The 14,798-nt window shown below is 55.2% G+C and carries 11 protein-coding genes and 1 pseudogene; 1 reads left to right on the top strand and 11 read right to left on the bottom strand.

The genetic code is table 11. The features are described 5' to 3' along the window. Positions 1–22 precede the first annotated feature (22 nt). The 7 genes and pseudogenes from NMC31_RS02040 to cmoM form a co-directional block, all read right to left on the bottom strand. Positions 23–670, bottom strand: coding sequence for an MBL fold metallo-hydrolase (locus NMC31_RS02040; protein ID WP_231827821.1), 648 nt, complete (start codon positions 668–670; stop codon positions 23–25). Between the two features lie 15 nt (positions 671–685). After that, complete coding sequence (mepK, locus tag NMC31_RS02035) at positions 686–1,237, bottom strand: peptidoglycan L,D-endopeptidase MepK (protein WP_253896768.1); 552 nt, start codon at positions 1,235–1,237, stop codon at positions 686–688. A 182-nt stretch (positions 1,238–1,419) separates the two neighbouring features. Next, on the bottom strand, positions 1,420–3,219 hold the full coding sequence (gene ldtD, locus NMC31_RS02030) for a L,D-transpeptidase (protein ID WP_149461521.1): 1,800 nt from the start codon (positions 3,217–3,219) through the stop codon (positions 1,420–1,422). A 210-nt stretch (positions 3,220–3,429) separates the two neighbouring features. Further along, positions 3,430–7,878, bottom strand: a complete 4,449-nt coding sequence (gene mukB, locus NMC31_RS02025; protein WP_253896767.1) for a chromosome partition protein MukB — start codon at positions 7,876–7,878, stop codon at positions 3,430–3,432. Further along, entirely contained in the window at positions 7,878–8,582 is a 705-nt protein-coding gene (mukE, locus tag NMC31_RS02020; protein ID WP_149461519.1) for a chromosome partition protein MukE, read from the bottom strand. Before mukE ends, mukB begins: the two co-directional genes overlap by 1 nt. Next, a complete protein-coding gene (gene mukF / locus NMC31_RS02015; RefSeq protein WP_149461518.1) occupies positions 8,563–9,885 on the bottom strand; it encodes a chromosome partition protein MukF in 1,323 nt (440 codons plus the stop codon). Before mukF ends, mukE begins: the two co-directional genes overlap by 20 nt. After that, positions 9,882–10,668, bottom strand: a pseudogene (gene cmoM / locus NMC31_RS02010) (tRNA uridine 5-oxyacetic acid(34) methyltransferase CmoM). The gene mukF and the pseudogene cmoM overlap by 4 nt, the downstream one beginning before the upstream one ends. Positions 10,669–10,790: 122 nt before the next feature. On the opposite strand from cmoM, the gene elyC reads away from it, so the two are divergent. After that, positions 10,791–11,570 (top strand): envelope biogenesis factor ElyC, encoded by a 780-nt coding sequence (gene elyC / locus NMC31_RS02005; protein WP_149461516.1) that lies wholly within the window; start codon positions 10,791–10,793, stop codon positions 11,568–11,570. On the opposite strand, the gene NMC31_RS02000 is transcribed toward elyC, so the two are convergent. The 4 genes from NMC31_RS02000 to NMC31_RS01985 form a co-directional block, all read right to left on the bottom strand. After that, entirely contained in the window at positions 11,547–12,440 is an 894-nt protein-coding gene (locus tag NMC31_RS02000; RefSeq protein WP_149461515.1) for a YcbJ family phosphotransferase, read from the bottom strand. The two genes, elyC and NMC31_RS02000, sit on opposite strands and share 24 nt — an antisense overlap. Positions 12,441–12,580: 140 nt before the next feature. Continuing rightward, complete coding sequence (gene kdsB / locus NMC31_RS01995; RefSeq protein ID WP_149461514.1) at positions 12,581–13,327, bottom strand: 3-deoxy-manno-octulosonate cytidylyltransferase; 747 nt, start codon at positions 13,325–13,327, stop codon at positions 12,581–12,583. After that, positions 13,324–13,506 carry a protein YcaR gene (gene ycaR, locus NMC31_RS01990; protein ID WP_015965089.1) on the bottom strand — a complete coding sequence of 61 codons (183 nt, stop codon included), beginning with the start codon at positions 13,504–13,506 and terminating at the stop codon, positions 13,324–13,326. Before ycaR ends, kdsB begins: the two co-directional genes overlap by 4 nt. A 53-nt stretch (positions 13,507–13,559) precedes the next feature. Beyond that, the gene (locus NMC31_RS01985) at positions 13,560–14,789 is read right to left on the bottom strand and encodes a winged helix-turn-helix domain-containing protein (protein WP_253896766.1); all 1,230 of its coding nucleotides are present in this window, start codon (positions 14,787–14,789) and stop codon (positions 13,560–13,562) included. Positions 14,790–14,798 lie beyond the last annotated feature (9 nt).

Here is a 14,798-nt window from a genome sequence, read left to right as displayed (position 1 = left end):
GCTTTCGCGGCCTTTTTTTCAATTACCAGACAGGCATTTCATCCTGCAGGAACGGGTTGTGCAACCGCTCATAACCGAGCGTCGACAGCGGCCCATGACCTGGAATAAACGTCACGTCATCACCCAGCGGCAACAGCTTACGTTTAATCGCGTCGATCAGTTGGCCGTGGTCACCGCGCGGAAAATCACTGCGCCCCACCCCGCCTTTAAAGATAACATCGCCGGAAATCAACAGACGCGACGCATCATCGAAAAAGACGATGTGGCCTGGCGTGTGTCCCGGACAATGAAGCACCTGCAGCTTCACGTTACCCACGCTCACCGTTTCGCCTTCGTTCAACCAACGGTCTGGCGTCAGCGGCTGGCACTCTTCGAGGCCAAACATCCGGCTCTGTTGCGGTAATCCCTGCAGCCAGAACTCATCTTCTTTTTCCGGCCCAATCACGGGAATACCGTAATGCGCTGCCAGCTCTGCCGCCGCGCCTACGTGATCGAGATGCCCGTGAGTGAGTAAAATCTGAACCAGGGTAACGCCAGCGGCCTCAACCTGCTCTTTGATTTTCTCTGCGTCGCCGCCAGGATCGACCAGCGCAGCAAGTTTCGTCTGCTCGCACCAAATCAATGAACAGTTCTGCGCGAACGCGGTGACCGGAATAATACGATAGTTCATAAGGCTCCTGTTTCGTTACCAGTGCCGCACCGGCCCGGTATCAATATGCACAAAGTTGCTACGTGGGTAGTATCCTACACCACCTGCGCGCATAGATAACGCGGCTTTGCGAATATTGCTTAACGAAACGCCTTCAATATGGAAATCCATCGCCCGTCCTTTCGTGTGGTAGCTATTTTTCGCTACACCACGGCTATGGGCACGTAATTCATTATTGGTGTCTATGGCACGATAGCCAGAGATTAACTGTACCGGGCGATTAGAGCCTAATAAGCCCTGTAACCGATAAAGCTGGTCAAATAATGAGGGGTCGATAGTGGTTATTTTATTCGCGCGATAATCACGGAAGAAATGATTGAGTTTTGCTAATTCATCCTGAATATAGCCTCTGCCGTCAAAAAACTCGGCTTTTATCAACTCACCCGTATGAAGATTGTTCAGCGTCAGGATCCGCGGACGTGGGGTCGAGAGGGTAGCAAGTGCAGGCGTCGGCAAGATGGCAGCAGCGCCCAGCGCAGCCCCACCCAGTGCCAGCAGTTTGCGGCGATTAGCGTCAAATTTGTCCATGATAATCAGGTCTACAAGTAAATGTGATCGAAATTTATGCACTTCTGGCGCACGTAGGGCACCTTACCGGGCATTTCTGCCAGCGTCAAGGCGACCATCCCAGCGCAACCCGCGCCACCAGGGCTTTCCGGGGCGAAGGTTGCGACATAGATAGGACCACTAAATTACCTGAACTACTTCATTTATCTGATTAATTGTTCCGCTTTTGGCAGAATTTGTGCGCCAGATCGCGCTGTTACATCATAATTGTAAATATCTGTGCGATATTGTGTCTTTCCATCAGCATCCACAAAGGCGGTGAGGTAATAAAGATTCACCGGGATATTCTGTCGGATATTCACGTAACGGGTATTACCCTGCTTCAGTGCATCGGAAATTCGCGTGTCATTCCATCCAGCATCACCCAATAACATACCGGCGAGTTCAGAGGCTTTATTCACACGCACACAGCCAGAACTTAACGCGCGGGCATCCTTCTGGAATAAATTATGGTTTGGCGTATCGTGCAAATAAATGGCGTCCGAACTCGGCATATTAAACTTATATCGCCCAAGCGAGTTGCGTGGCCCTGGGGCCTGCTGGAAGCGGAACGGCAGATTCGACGGCGTAATCGTTGACCAGTCAACGCGCCATGGATCGATGGTTTCGCTACTGTTCCAGCCGCGCATCATCGTATAGTTGTGACGCTCAAGATAGCCTGGGTCATTGCGCAGTTTCGGCAGAATGTCATTGCGCGCCAGTGTTGGCGGCACGTTCCACGGCGGATTGACCACCACGTTATTCAGCGCACTGCTCATCATCGGCGTTTTGCGATCCGGGCGGCCCACGATGACGCGCGACGCCAGCACCTGATTTCCGTCCTGATAATAGACCAGCGAATACGCCGGAATATTCACCATAATGCCCGTTGAGAGTTTGCCTGGCAGCAGACGCAAACGCTGTATATTCAGCGCCACCACACCTGCACGTTCGGCGTTAGAAAGATTGAGCGCATCGCGCGTGGCGCCTCCAATGACACCATCACTGCCGAGCCCCTGCGATGTCTGGAAGCGTTTAACGGCATCAGACAGCGTTCGGTCATACACTTGTGGGCCCGATTTCGCGGTTTTTCTGGATGGGGCCGATGGACTGACAGCCGGCTCATCGCCCGGCAGCGTGATAGTGGGCCCGCCATCGAGTATGCCATGGCGCTGTAAAATTTCACGTAGCGCAGGCACATCGCTACTCCATTGCCCCGGACGCAGCGACGCGCCAGCCTTCAGGGTTGGCCAGGGTTTGGTATCGGAGAGCAGCGACAGCAGTGTCTGATGCATGGTTTCATACTGCGGATGCTGCGGGGCAAGCCCGGCGATAAACTGCGGTAACGTGCCATCAGAAAGCGCCAGTTGCCACTGGTTAATAACCGACAGCGGCGGCGTCGCCAGGGTGTACGGTTTCGCGCTGTAGAGCCATCGATTGCCCTGAACCGGGATACCGCTGATGAAGTGCAGATAGCCCATCAGCGCATCAGAAAGCACGACATCCCGTGCCATCCCGCTGACATTCGGGTCGGTTAACAGCTCAACCCATTTAGTAAACTGCGGCTGAAAACCGGCGATAGCGACTTCGGCCAGTTGCTGCTGGAACGCGCGTACGGCATCACGATTTTCCCACATCGGTTTCATATCGTGTGCGGCGTAAAGTGTAACCAATGGATTCAGATAAACCGGCGTGTAGCCTGCCGGCAGCCAGGACTGAATATCGGCACGGCTCTTCGCCGCTGCGCCATCCGGGAGCGGCTGCGTTCCCAATAGATTCGCCATCGCGGATGCCTGACTTCCCGGCACCGCCAGCGCAGGCGCGGTTTCCGCAACCGTGGCGGAACTGTCTGAAGGCACGACTTCTGGCTCATCAGCCAGCACGTTAAACAGTGGAGCAAACGTCATTGCCAGACACATACTCACGACCGACAATCGACGACCATTCTTTTTATTAAGCAACATCCCTTGCCCCCTGTTATTGCATTAATGCTCGTAAAACGGGCTTACTCTCAGTATATAAAGACAAAAAAATTCTGCCTGACCAAATGTAAAGAAGTCTAAAGATGATACCTCTTCCAGCCTCAAAAGCAGATAGCTAAAACGGCGCTTCTCCCTGAATGAGAAAAAACCCGGTCACTTTCGCGCCGGGTTTTTTATTTACGCCCTTTTACATCACGAAGCGTCAGCCGTTCCCGGCAGCGTCTCTGGCAGTTGTGCGGCAAAACCACGTAAACCGACTACGTGAACGTGCTCATGGCTGCCAACCACCTTACGCACCAGTTTATAAGTGGTGCCTTTTTCCGGGCTAATATTTTCTGGCGCAGCGATAATCAGCTGCATCTCCAGACGCTCGCACAGTTCGAATAGCGTCGCGATAGAACGGGCATCCAGACGGGCGGCTTCATCGAGGAACAGCAGACGGCACGGTGAGAGGTCTTTTCCGCGCAGACGACGCGCTTCGTCTTCCCAGCTCTGTACCACCATCACCAGAATCGACATCCCGGTACCGATCGCCTCACCGGTAGAAAGCGCGCCGGATTCGGCACGCAGCCAGCCATCGGAACCACGGTTAACTTCGACTTCCATCTCAAGGTAGCTGCGATAATCCAGCAGTTCTTCACCGATGGTTTGCGGCGTGCGCTGACCCATATCGATTTGCGGGTTGAGGCGAGAATAGAGCTTCGCCAGCGCTTCGGAGAAGGTCAGACGGTTGCTATTAAACAGATCCTGGTGCTGTTCATGCTGCTCAGAAAGCACATTCAGCAGCGTCGAGTGCGTTTCACGCACGTTTACGTTCAGACGAACGCTGTTCACCTGACCAAACGACACACTTTGCAGCCCCTGGTTCAACTGACGAATACGGTTCTGTTCGCGCTGAATGGTTTTGCGAATGATGTTCGCCACGCTGCGAGAGCTAATCGCCAGTTTCTGTTCACGCCCGGTCAGTTCTTCGGTCAGGCGGCTCAGTTCGATTTCCATCTGTTCGATAGCTTCGACTGGATCATCGGTGCGGATAATATCCTGACGGATACGTTCGCGCAGATGCTGGTACACCGCCACGAAGAACTGAATTTTACGTTCAGGACGTTTCGGATCTTCCGACATGCGCAGCACATCGCGCAGGTGTTCGTTGTCAGCCACCGCCAGACGCAGCGCACCCAACGCTTTATCCGACATCGAACGCAGGTCATCGGCAGAAAGATACGCCAGCTCGCGGCGGTGCAGACGACGTTCTACGCCATTGTCTTTCACCAGACGCATCACCGCGCACCAGCCAGCTTTCGCGCTCACCACCTGCTCGCGCATTTCCAGGTAATCACGTTCCAGCTTACGCAGCTTACGGGTCAGGTTATCCATTTCTGCTTCGCAGAAGGTCAGCGCTTTTTCCAGCTGATTACGACGCGCGCGGTTGTTGCTTAACTGCGCATGCAGTTCATCGCGGCGAATACGCGCACGCTCTTCCGCCCCGCTGTCGGCGCGTACGCCAATATCCTGCAACTCTTTATAGAGATCGTTAAGCAGCTCTTTCTTGGTGTCGTAAGAACTTTTCAGCGACGCCAGGACCTGGCTGTACTGACTCAGTTGCGCGGCATGGGTACGCATCGCTTCGCGGGCACGCGTACGCTCGCTTTCCGCCTGCTCCAGACGCTGGCGCAGTTTTTCGTTAAGATCGCTGTTGCCGCTCAGCATTTCAGCCGAATCAGAGTAGCTAAAGTGCGCGCGGCGCTGCACCACTTCCGTCAGGGCAAACGCCTGCTGGCGTGCTTCACGCTGCACCTGCTGCGACCAGGCATAATCTTCTTTTAGCTGTTCAAACTGTTCCGGGTCGTTTTGCAGAACCGACACCACCGGCTCCAGTTTCGCCAGTTGGTTACCGTGCTGCTGAATAAAGCGCGCGGCTTCCTGCGCTTCATCCAGACGTTCCTGAATTTCATCGACGCGGTCTGCCAGCGTTTCATCGGCCAGCAGGCTCAGACGCGGCAGCAGACGGTTGAGTTGCGCTACGCCCTCTTTCGCCTGTTCAAACTGTGTGCGCTGCTGCTGGTTGTCGCTTTCGTGCGTATTCAGCGCGCGTTCCAGCTCACCGCGACGAGTATTGAGTTTGCGAATTTCTGCTTCCGGATCATCGTCAAACGCTACCGACAGATGGCTGCCGATAAAGCGGCTGAACGCCTGATGCAGACGCTGAGTTTTCTGCACGTCAAAGGAGAGCGTGGCGAAGCGTTCAGAAAGCACTTCGCGCTCGGCATGCAGGGTCTCGATGCGGTTTTCACGTGCCGCACGGCCAAACAGCGGCAGGCTTGGGAAACGAGAATAACGCCACTGGCGATCGGCAATTTTCACGACCACCGCTTTTTCCAGCTCATCGACGCTGAAGACGCTGTCATCGAACGACTGCGGGTCACCCTCGATCAGATACAGATCTTCCGGGCAATCTTCCAGCCCTTCAAGCTGTTCGGCGATCTGCGAGAGATCCGGGACCACGATTGCGTGACGAGACGGGCCATACAGGGCAGAGAAGTACGGCGCATCGTCCAGGCTGACATCGTCATAAATTTCAGACAGCAGCACGCCGCCAAAACGCTCGGCCAGCGCATTAAGACGCTGATCTTCCGAGCCGCCCGGCTGGCTTAAACGCTCAATCTCTTCATCGATTTCACGTTTACGCGCGCCAACTTCATCACGCTCAACAATCGCTTCACGCTCGCGTTCCAGCAGTTGTTGCAGATATTCAGTGACATCCGAGCTGGATTCGAACTGCTCGCCGCTCTGTTCGCACAACTGGTTCAGGCTGTTCTGCGCCGCCAGCCATACCGGCGCGCGGTGCATCAGCGCGGAGATGCGCGATTGCAACGTTTCCAGTTCCTGACGCAGTGACATACGCTGTTCGCTGGCGCTTGAAACGCTGTCGGAGAGCGTAGCGATACGTGCTTCCAGTTCCTGATGCAGCGACTCCAGGTCTTCAATATCGTAGTGTTTCCCCTGGCGTTTGCAGAATTCGGCCAGCAGACGTTCGGCTTCCTGCTGCTCACGCAGACGCTGTTCCAGCTCGTTCAGTCGACCACGCAGAGACTGCGCCTGCTCGGCAAGGTGACGCTGATTGACACCATCACGCAGTAATTCACGCGCCACATTCCACGCTTCATCGCGGGCTACCGGGCCGTTGATGGCAACGACAATCTGGTAGGCCTGTTCGAACTGGCTATGGGCGGTTTGCGCCACGCTCATTTTTTGTTCGAGAGTAAGCAGTTTTTCTGTGGCTTCCTGCTCTTTGGCCTGGAACGTTTCCAGCCATTCGTCGGCGCTGTCAGGCGTTAGATCGGGCAGATGGCACAGCTCTTTCGCACGGGCCAGCGCCTGTTGCGCCTGGTTGTACTGAATGGCGCGGGTTTGCTGTACGTCAAGCGCCTGCTGGTAGTCGGCAAGCTGGCTTTTCAGCTCATCCACTTCCAGTTCAGCGGCTTCGGCGCGGGCTTCGTTCTCTTCCTGCTGCTCTGCCGCCTCGGCAACCACTTCATTCTGCTCTTCAAGGCGGACCTGTAACTCTTCTAAATCCGCTTCGTAGCGCTCAATTTTTTCCTGCTGGCGCAACGCAGTCTGCACCAGATTCAGGTGATCGCTTGCCGCCTGGTGATCGGCTTCAAGATCGCCTTCCGCGCCGTTGTGCTCTTGCAGCTCACGGGCCATATCGACGTGTTTATACTGCTCCGCTGCCAGCTGCTGACGAGAGGTAAACAGTTCGCGACGATATTCCAGCGCTTTATCGAGGTGGATACGGCGTTCGTTGGCGTGACGCATGTAGTCCGCCGCCACGTAATCTGTCGCTTCGGAAATCAGATGCTTGAACAGGTCGCGGTCAGATTGGGTGACGCGAATCGCTTCCAGCGTCATGCGGTTTTCACGCAGCGCGGCTTCCATGTCCTGGAACGCTTTGCGCACGCCGCTGTTTTCTGGCAGCAGGTAGTCACGCAGAGAACGGGTGATGGCGCTGGAGATCCCGCCGTACAGCGAGGCTTCAATCAGGCGATAGAACTTGCTACGGTCAGACGCGGAACGCAGACGACGCGCCACGATGCCCAGATCGAACATCAGCGAGTGGTAATCGGTGATGGAGTTGAACTGCTTGAACTGCACGCCTTCGATGGCTTCGAGCTTGTCTTTCAGCTCTTGCAGGGTCAGTACGCGCGCCTGACGCTCGTTGAGCGTTTCGGTGAGCAACGACGTCGGCTGCATAGAGGTTGGCAGCCCCTGAATGGCGAACGGTTTGATGTCAACTTTACGGTCGCGCCCGGCGACCTGTTGCAAACGTACCCCCACGACCACGCGCTGATGGCGCGAGTTCATGACGTCCAGTACCGAGTAACAGACGCCCGCTTTCAGCTTACCGTGCAGACCTTTGTCGCGCGAGCCGCTGGTCGCGCCCGCTTCGGTGGTGTTACGGAAGTGCAGCAGGGTTAAATCAGGGATCAGTGCCGTGACGAAGGCCGCCATGGTGGTGGATTTCCCCGCCCCGTTACCGCCCGACAGGGTGGTGACTAATTCATCAAGGTCAAAAGTGCGGGCAAAGAACCCGTTCCAGTTAATCAGCGTTAGCGAACGAAATTTACCGCGATCGATCATTATTCTTCCTCCCCGCTATCCGGCTGATTGTCTTCATTCTCATCATTGAGTTGCAGATGGTTTTCAATCGCCATCGCTTCGCCGTCGCGGATCATACGCAGTTGCGCTTCACGCGCATCATCGCCCGAACGCACGTCCGCGCCGAAGCGGAACACGGATTCGGTAATACGGAATTTACTGCTGTCATGGCCCATGAACCACACCATGCCCAGACGACGCAGACGGTTCAGGGATGAACGGACTTTTTCCTGCAGCTTTTGACGGTCAAGGTCAGAACCGGTGGAGCGGTTGTTCACCAGCTTCAACAATTTGGCTTCATCCGCCAGCGTCAGCAACTCATCGTAGAGCTCCTGCTGGGTAAAGATCCCCTCGTTTGCCAGGCGCTCCGGGCTCAGATAGAGATAGCAGAGGATCTTGCCGACCATCATATCCAGCTCGGACAATACCGAGCGTGGAATCAGCGTAGTGGAACGCGGGCGCAGGTAGAAAAACCCTTCCGGCGCGCGAATCAGCTCAACGTTATAGCGCGCGTAAAACTCTTCCAGGTATTCCTGGAAATCCATTAAAAAGGCGTGATTATCCAGCTCATCCAGACCGATATGCCGACCCGCACGCAACGCGCTATCCAGCGCCGGAAAAATAGGATTGGCCAGGGCCTGCGCCAGTTTAACTGGCATCACTTGTTCAATATTTGTCGATGACATGCGCCTGTACCTTGGCTCCGTAATCATTAATTGGCTGCCATTTTGCTGGCAACCCGGTGAAATCTGCTTGTGCAAAGCCTAAACGAACCGCCTGATCGACCACAATACGCGCCACATCGAAGTGCCGCGCGCGCGGGTACTGGAGCAGATACTCTTTTACCACCAGCCCCAGATCAAGCGGGATCGCTTTGGTTTTATAGATAGCGAGCTGCTCTTCAATTAGCGCCGCCAGCTGTTCGCGGATTTCGTTAAACTCTTCGTACTCTAAATCAGGCGGAAGTTCACCCATTACCTCTTCGTCGCGCAGAGTCATCTCTTCGTCACGCATATCCAGCAGACGATCGGCGCTGGCATAGGTGAGCGCCCATGGCGCATCGAAGTAATTTTGTACCGACACGCGCAAACGCTGGGCGAAGACGCGGTTTTTATCCATATCAATAGCGGTACGGATAAATTTATGCACGTGGCGATCGTAACCGATCCACAGGTCAATTGCCTGCTGGCCCCAGCTCACGATGCGGTCGAGTTTATTTTGCAAGTCGAACACTAAATGGTCGACAAAGTGCAGATGATCGTGGCTGAGCGTCGCATCCTGAATACGCAACAGGTTTGCCTGTAGCTTATCGCCTGCCGCGTCCAGGGTATCCTGCAATTCACGCAGTGTGCCGGACGTTTCGGACAGCAGCATTTCGCAGCTGGAGATCGCCGCGCGCCAGTCTTTGTTCAGTAACTGGGCGATATCATCTTTTACCGACTGTTGCTGCTCATCCATAATGCGCTGGGTCAGGTCGATGCTATCGAATATCTCGGCCACCGAGTATTTCAGCGGCGCATAGACGTTACGGTGCCAGTGGAACTCGTCGCCGCCTTCCGCTGCCGCATCGGCGGCGCGTTTCAGTTCGCCGGCCACAATCGACAGCTGCATGGAGAGGCGCAGAGTCGAGAATTCGCGCTGGCGGATATAGTAATCGGTTATACCGATCCCTAGCGGCGTCAGGCGATAAATAGAATTGCCTTCGGTCACTTCGCTGGTAAAGCGGTTCAGCAGACGTTGGCGAACCAAATCGTTAATCGCGTTGTTGGCACGCGTACTGATGGTTTCACTGGTTTGCTCAAACGCATCACTCACATGACGAAACGCGTCCACCAGCTCGCCTTCCGTCATTTCACCCTCCAGTCGCTCGCCGTTCAGCGTTGCGACAGCCAGCAAAAATGAGAGCCTGTCGACCGGAAGCGAGATGGCAAAATCATTTTTTCTGGCCCAGGCAACCAGTTCGGGGACTGTCTGGGAAAATTCACTCATAGTTTATCCTTGCTTCTGCGGCTTGCGCGCGGTGACATGAATATAGCGCCCCAGGCTAATGTAAGGCTCCTGACGGCAATAGCGCGTCTCTAATTCCAGTAACATCTCATAGCAGTCATGCTGCCGATGTTTTTCGCGCAGATAATCATGAAACACTCGCACGCCGGTTTTCCCGGTGACCTGCCAGCCAGCCTCTTCCAGCCAGCCATAGACCTGTTGCGGATCGCGCGGATAGTTCGGCGATAACGTCCGCTTTTTCTTTTTCGGCATACCGATCATGACATAGTCAAAATTACCGGCCACCATGTTATGCATCAACAAGCCGTTTGCATTGTAGAACATTAACGATAATGCGCCGCCCGGACGCAGAACGGACCATAACGCATTCAAGGCGTCTTTCGGTTCCGCTATCCACTCCAGCACAGCATGAAACAATATCAGATCAACCGGGGTTTCCAAATGGTGAGCCACGTCCTGGACCGCGCATTGTATAAAATGCATGTTGTCGCTCACACCTTTGTCGCTGGCAGCCTGTTTTGCGCGGGCGATCATTTCTGCAGAAAGATCGCACAGAATGACCTTGTGGCCACGCTCGGCCATTTTTATCGCCGTCTGCCCTTCTCCGCCACCGGCGTCCAGTACGCGCAGTGGACGAGAATCAAAGGTTTCCAGCAGACGATCGAGATCCTGCCACAAAATGGCCTGCCGCAACTGCCCTTTCGTTGTGCCATAGATATTGCGCGAAAATTTTTCCGCGATGTCATCAAAATTGCGATCCTGCACAGGACGACCTCACTCGCCAACAACAAGGCGGCTATTTTGTCACACCCACGGCGATAATGAAGCTATCTGGTGTAATATCCCTGCGTTGATCCACCTAGATGGTTAAAAAAGGACCCATTCAGATGCTTTTTATGCTGAAAAAGTATATTGGCGGAATGATGTTGCCACTGCCGCTGCTGCTTTTACTGACAGGGCTAGGATTATTCCTGGTTTGGTTTACGCGTTTTCAGAAGACGGGCAAAACGGCGATCACCCTTGGCTGGCTCTTGATACTGCTGTTAAGTCTACAGCCTGTTGCCGATGGGTTACTGAAACCTATTGAGGATAAATATCCCACCTGGCGCGGCGAGCAACACGCTGAATATATCGTGGTTCTGGGCGGCGGATACACCTGGAATCCGGCGTGGGCGCCCAGCTCAAACCTTATTAACAACAGCCTGCCGCGCCTGAATGAAGGGATTCGATTGTGGCAGGCGAATCCGGGATCAAAAATGATCTTTACCGGCGCACGCGCGTTGACCAACCCGGTCAGTACCGGTGAAGCCGGCGCGCGGGTGGCGGAAAGCCTCGGCGTGCCGCGAAGCGAGATTATCGTCCTCGACACACCAAAAGATACCGAGGAAGAAGCCGCCGCAGTGAAAGCAGCGATCGGCGATGCACCGTTCCTGCTGGTAACCTCTGCGTCGCATCTGCCACGCGCGATGATCTTCTTTCAGCATGCAGGGCTAAATCCCCTGCCAGCCCCCGCCAACCAGCTGGCAATCGAATCGCCGCTGAACCCGTGGGAGAAAGCGATCCCGTCCCCGGTCTGGCTGATGCACAGCGATCGCGTCGGCTATGAAACGCTCGGGCGAATCTGGCAGTGGCTGAAAGGGATTTCAGGAGAGCCAGGGAAGGAGTGATTTCGCCGCCAGATCGAAATTCTCGCGACTAAACCGCCCGGTGTTCACAAGCTGGGCGACTTCATCCCATAGCAGATACAGCCATCGTCGCCAGAGGAACGATTCCGCCACCGGTGCGCGCTGAAGATATCGCCACAGTAGCCCTTCCGCATGGCCGCTTTCGGTCAAACGAAACAGTTCAAACTCGCGTGGCGCCCACAACATCGCCCCAGGACCAACCATCGCCAGCAGTTGGTCACTGCGTGCATCTTTCAGCATACTGCGCAGGGTAAGGTTTCCGTGGATCAGCACGCAGTTGTCGTTAAAACCCTCGAACAGCGTAGGCAAGCACTCGCGGGTGCGAAACAGAATACGCTTATCCTGCATCGTTAAGCCGGTGTTTTGATAAAGATTGAGGGTACCCCAAAGTACTTCGACGCGCTGGCGATACCAGTATGACCACAGATTTTCCTGCGTGCTGTCGACGAACCCGACCAACCCACCACTATCCTGACGGTGCCAGGCCAGCAAGCCCTCAACAATCTGGTCTTTGAGCTGTTCCCAACGTTCCGGAGTACGAGCTGGCGCTTCGACCGGTACGCCGCGCAGACGTTCCAGCAGGAGGACATCCGGGCCGGGATGTTCTTCGTGGGTCATGACGCCGTAAACAACAGGCATTCGCACAGTGCCGCTACGAGCGAGCATCGAGATTTTCCACGCCAGCTGACGGGCGAGGCCAGGCGTGGTGAAGCTCCTGGCGAGTATAGGTAGCGGGTTGCCGTGAGCGTCATACAGAGACCACAGCGCGGTATCGGCCTTCTCATTGATACATTCCACCCGACTGAGTTTTTCCCCCAGAAGGTGACTTAGTTCGGCGCGCAGTTGTTCCATTTCAGATTGCCCCCATAAAAGCTACTGCTTTCATAATGAGCATATGCAAGGCAGATGTCACCGGATAAGATCAAAACTGTTACAGAAAACAGAAGAATACGTAGCGGTAAACGGCCCCCGCGAAAGCAGGGGCGAGAGGATTACTTCATTTCTGCGCGAACGCGCTCCAGGTCTTCCAGCGTATCGACGCCCGTACCCGGTACTTCCTCGGCAACGGCAACGTGAATTTTTTCGCCATACCACAGCACGCGCAGCTGCTCGAGCATTTCAATCTGCTCAAGCGGGCTCGGCGCCCAGCCAACGTAGCGGCGAATAAATCCGGCGCGGTAGCCGTAAATACCAATGTGGCGCAGCAGGGAATCTCCCACCGTTTCACGGCTTTTGGCAAAGCGGTCGCGATCCCACGGAATGGTGGCGCGGGAGAAATAGAGCGCATAACCCTCTTTATCCATCACCACTTTCACCGCATTCGGATTAAACGCTTCTTCCGCATTGTCGATAGGCACGGCAAGTGTGGCCATTCCGGCTTTGCTGGCCGCGAGGTTTTCCGCCACCTGACGAATGATAACCGCCGGGATCATCGGCTCATCGCCCTGCACGTTCACCACGATGGTGTCATCGCTGAAGCCACATTTCTCGACTACTTCCGCCAGGCGCTCGGTACCGGACTGATGATCGGCACGGGTCATGCACACTTCGCCACCCGCCGCTTCCACGACTTTCGCAACGTCTGCATGGTCGGTCGCGACGATGATGCGATCCGCACCCGATTCACGCGCGCGTTCCAGCACGTGAACAATCATTGGCTTGCCGTTGATATCCTGAAGGGGTTTACCCGGCAGGCGCGTGGAAGCGAATCGCGCTGGAATAATAACAACAAAACTCATGGTCTGCTCTCTTCTGCCGCCAGCGGGCGTGCTTCATGTTCTAACAGAACCGGGATCCCATCACGGAACGGGAACGCCAGGTTATCAATCTTGCAAATCAGTTCCTGCTTATCCTGGCTGTAGTAGAGTTTGCCGTTACAAACCGGGCAGGCGATAATTTCTAATAAACGGTGATCCATGGTTCCTCCTGATGCACCGGGTGGGCCTCGATGCAGCTTATCATAGTGCCATCTCAGGCAACGTCAATTTCCCAGCCATCCCGCTGATGCAAAAAGAGCTTTTCCGGCAGCCGTTGCAGGCGGATCCGGTTAGCGCCTTGCCAACGGGCAAAGTCATCCAGCGCCTGTTTCAGGCCTTTTTCCAGCGAGGCGCTCACACGAGTCCCGTCCTCCAGAAAAAGCGCAAAAATTTCCAGGACGCCCTCTTTACGGTGCATTTTACTGTCGATGCGACCCACCAGCTTACCCTGATGCAACAGCGGCAACACGAAATAGCCGTACTGACGTTTGGGGGCCGGGGTGTAGCATTCCAGCCGATAGGTAAAATCAAAAAATTGTTCCGCGCGTTTGCGATCCCAGACAACAGGGTCGAAGGGAGAAAGCACGGCGCTGTGCGTGGCGTTCAGTTTGCCGTCTTCCGCCAACGCCAGTTGAGGTAGCATGTCGGTATGCACCCACATTTCGCCCAGTTGCTTAACCTGTACGGGCACTACCTGTTCTTTATCCTGCCAGCGTTTGAGCAGTGCGGGGAGATTCGGCTGACGCAGGCGATAGTAATCAGCCAGCCACTGCGGGCGAAATATTCCCAGGCTGCGCGCGCTGTTTTCCAGCATTAACGCTTCCGCATCTTCCTGCGAGAGTGCATGCAGTTCGTCCTGCCAGCCTGGCATCACGCGATGCGTGAGGTCGTAGACGCGCTGAAAGTTGCGGCGCTCCACCACCATCACCTTGCCTGCGGTAAATAACCCTTCCAGATGACGTTTGTGCGGTTTCCATTCCCACCAGCCGCTTGCGCCTTTTCGCGGGTGGACAAAATCCGCAGAACGCACCGGGCCGTTTTCAGCAATATGGGCGATAAGCGAGTCAATCTCGTCAGCATGCTCAGCCATCCACTCCGGATGATATTTCCAGCCCATATTATGCGGCGAGAGCATTTTGTGACGAACCAGCGGGAAATCCGAGCGAGGCAGAAAACAGGCTTCGTGCGCCCAGTATTCCATCAGCTCGCCACGAAGCAGCGCGTCATCCAGCCAGCTTTGCGGATACGCGCCCAGGCGACTGAAGAGAACAAGATAGGGGCTGCGGGCGACAACGTTAATGGTGTCGATTTGCAGCAGTGACATGCGTTGAATAGTGGCAAGAATATCCGCCGGTTTTGCCTTACGCCGTGGGCGTTTGAGTAACCCCTGCGCAGCCAGATGGAGATGACGCGCGGCGCTGAGGGTCAAGTGCAACTCTGACATGTCACATCC

It is taken from the genome of Pseudocitrobacter vendiensis (genome assembly GCF_943590815.1).
Lineage (GTDB): Bacteria > Pseudomonadota > Gammaproteobacteria > Enterobacterales > Enterobacteriaceae > Pseudocitrobacter > Pseudocitrobacter vendiensis.
Note: the sequence above shows the minus strand (reverse complement) of the source record. Positions and strands in the feature narration are given on the sequence as shown.